Raw genomic sequence first — 2,670 nt, 5'->3', positions numbered from 1 at the left:
AAGAGACATCAAAATACTCGGTTAAGTCGTCCGATTATTTAACAGGAAACCATGAAAAAGACGCAGAAATTGTTCAACTGAACCGACATCAAGAGGACTTGTTTCGATTAGAATCGTTAAATGTTCATGCTGCTATTGTACCGGCCATCTGAGCGCGCCGTCCACTCCGGACTCTCCGGCTCTTCCGCGCCGGCAGCCGGGGCCGCCCCCGGGCCCACCGCCGTCCCATCCGGGCTTCGCCCCGCCGGTGGTTCCGGGCGCGGGCGGCACCGACCGCCCGGATCAGCGTGCCGAGCAGCGGCCGGAGCCGCAGTCGGAGCCGCAGTCACAACCGCAGCCGAGCGAGCCGCCCGCTGAGGCGGACGACTTCGTCCCGGCCAACTCCACCGAGCGCGACCTGCTCGGCGCCGCCGACGAGGGCAGCACCGACGCCTTCCTGTCGACGCTGCTGCTGGCGACCGTCCTGATCCCGGTCGCCGACAACTCGAGGCCGGGTGCGAGCCCGGGCGAGACCGGCTTCGTCTTCCGCACCGAGGAGGTTGACGGCGGCACCTTCCTGGTGGTCTTCACCAGCCGCGACCGTCTCGCCGAGCACTATCACGAGCCGGCCCGCACGGTCGCCGCCAAGTTCCTCGAGCTGATCCGCAACTGGCCCGACCCGGCCTGGTCCTTCGCCGTCAACCCGGGTTCGCCGGTCGGCGCCAAATACCCCGGTTCGCAGGTCATCGCTCTCGCGAGCTGGGCCACCGAGGCCGGGCTGGGCGCCGAGCCCGAGGAGCGGGAGCGCGAGGAGAAGCCGCTCCCGCTGCCGCAGCGGGCCGCCGACACCGCCTCGCACGCCACCCTGATGCAGAAGACGGTGCCCACCGACCAGGTCGACTACTACCTGGAGCGGGGATACGACCGGGTGGCGGGCTTCGTGCACCGCGCCAACGAGGTGGAGCATCTGCGCACCCCGGCCGAGCTGTTCGCGGCGCTGGGGCTGGTGCACGAGGGCACGTCGTACACGGCGGACGCCAAGGAGGCGTACGTGCTGCGCTGGCCGGCCTTCCGCCCGAGCCTCTACCGCATCCCCTACGGCGGCCAGAGCGAGCAGGCGCTGCGCGCGATGGACGGCTGGGTGATCGAGCGGCCGCCCTTCCGTGGCAACGGGTTCGCGCCCGGCGAGGGCCGCGACGTGGTCGCCGAGTTCAAGGTGGACAGTGTGCGGCTGCCGCACGGCGCGCAGCTGTGGCGGATGGACGCGGACGGCACCGAGCGGTGCGTCGCCATCTTCGACGCCGACGCCCCGACGTGGCGCCGGGTGGGTGAGCAGTGATGCGCGACGGGTACGTGGTCACATGGCAGGGCCGCGAGTACGACGCCGCACCGGAAGGCGAGGGTGTGCGCATCTACGCCCCGGAGGCCGGCGAGGGCTTCGAAGAGGTGCGCCCGGGCCGGTACGTCCGTGTCCTCAAGCCCGACGAGTACGAGGAACTGGTCTACATCCGCACCACCTGCACGTGGCGCGGTCAGCCGTTCATCGTGCTCGCCGAGGCGGACTCCTGGCTGCGGGTGGAGTACACGGGCGGCCGCGCCCCGATCGCCCGTCAGATGGGCCTGGAGGAGTTCGACTACGGCGTCTACCAGGGCTGGGCCCCGGCGCACGAGGTCGGCGACCTCTACGAGCACAGGGTCTAATGGCCTCGCTGCCCTCGGCGGCGCTCCGCAGCTAAGGGGTCTTGAACCACCGGAGGATCTCGCCGGTCACGACCGAGCCGGCCTCCTGGTGCAGGAAATGGCCGACGTCCGGCAGCAGCCGCCACTCGTACGGCGCGATCACGTAGCGGCCCGAGCCCTGGGCGGTCCGGGGAAGCACGGCGGTGTCCAGCTCGCCGTGCAGGTGCAGCGTCGGCGTCACCAGCGGCTTCTGCATCAGCTTCACGAACCGGTATCCCTGCAGGCGCAGCGCCGACCGGAAGACCCAGCGGTACGCCTCCAGCGCGCAGAACGCCGCCTGGGGGATCTGCATCGCCTCCCGGCACCGGGCCACGTACTCCGCATACTCCGGGGTCTGCTGCCAGGCCGGCCCGCTCCACCGCTCGATCAGCTCGCCGATCATCGCGCCGTCGTCCTTGGTGAGCACGTGCTCGTACCGCGGGACCTGGAATTTCAGGATGGGAGCGGTCGCGGCGACCTGGCCGCGCGGGTCGGCGAAGAGCGCGGCCCGCAGGCGCAGCGGGTGGGCGGCGCCGAGCACGACGAGGCGGCTGACCATCTTGGGGTGGAAGGCGGCGGCGGCCCAGGCGATCATGCCACCGGCGCCGGCCCCGACGATCATCGCCGAGCGTTCGCCGAGGGCCCGGATCAGGCCGGTGACGTCGGCGGCCATCGTGTATCCGTCGTACCCGCGTGGTGGTTTGTCGCTGGCGCCGTAGCCCCGCAGGTCGATCGCCACGGCCCGGAAGCCCGCGTCGGCGACCTGCGTCATGACGTCGTGCCAGACCCACCAGAACTCGGGAAAGCCATGCAGGAACAGCACCAGCGGCCCGGTGCCCGCCTCGACGACGTGGAACCGGCTGCCGTTGGCGCCCACGAAGCGGTGCGTCCAGGGGCCGTCCACCAGCACGCACGACTCATCCACCACGCCGCCCAGGCTACGCGGGCAGGCAAACGCCCGGGGACCGAAGG

Annotated in this window: 3 protein-coding genes; 2 read left to right on the top strand and 1 reads right to left on the bottom strand. The window is 70.7% G+C overall.

The features are described from left to right. Nucleotides 1-247 precede the first annotated feature (247 nt). Together AB0M20_RS36925 and AB0M20_RS36920 are read left to right on the top strand one after the other, a co-directional pair. On the top strand, nt 248-1,318 hold the full coding sequence (locus tag AB0M20_RS36925) for an SseB family protein (protein WP_364305364.1): 1,071 nt from the start codon (nt 248-250) through the stop codon (nt 1,316-1,318). Continuing rightward, on the top strand, nt 1,315-1,680 hold the full coding sequence (locus tag AB0M20_RS36920; protein WP_364305363.1) for a hypothetical protein: 366 nt from the start codon (nt 1,315-1,317) through the stop codon (nt 1,678-1,680). The genes AB0M20_RS36925 and AB0M20_RS36920 overlap by 4 nt, the downstream gene beginning before the upstream one ends. 31 nt (nt 1,681-1,711) lie before the next feature. Here the strand turns inward: AB0M20_RS36920 and AB0M20_RS36915 are convergent, their stop codons facing one another. Then, nucleotides 1,712-2,623: an alpha/beta hydrolase gene (locus AB0M20_RS36915; RefSeq protein WP_364305366.1), complete on the bottom strand. Its 912-nt coding sequence runs from the start codon at nt 2,621-2,623 to the stop codon at nt 1,712-1,714. Between the last annotated feature and the right edge of the window lie 47 nt (nt 2,624-2,670).

This window comes from Actinoplanes sp. NPDC051633 (genome assembly GCF_040681735.1).
Classification (GTDB): domain Bacteria; phylum Actinomycetota; class Actinomycetes; order Mycobacteriales; family Micromonosporaceae; genus Actinoplanes.
This window is presented reverse-complemented; position numbering and strand designations above follow the sequence as displayed.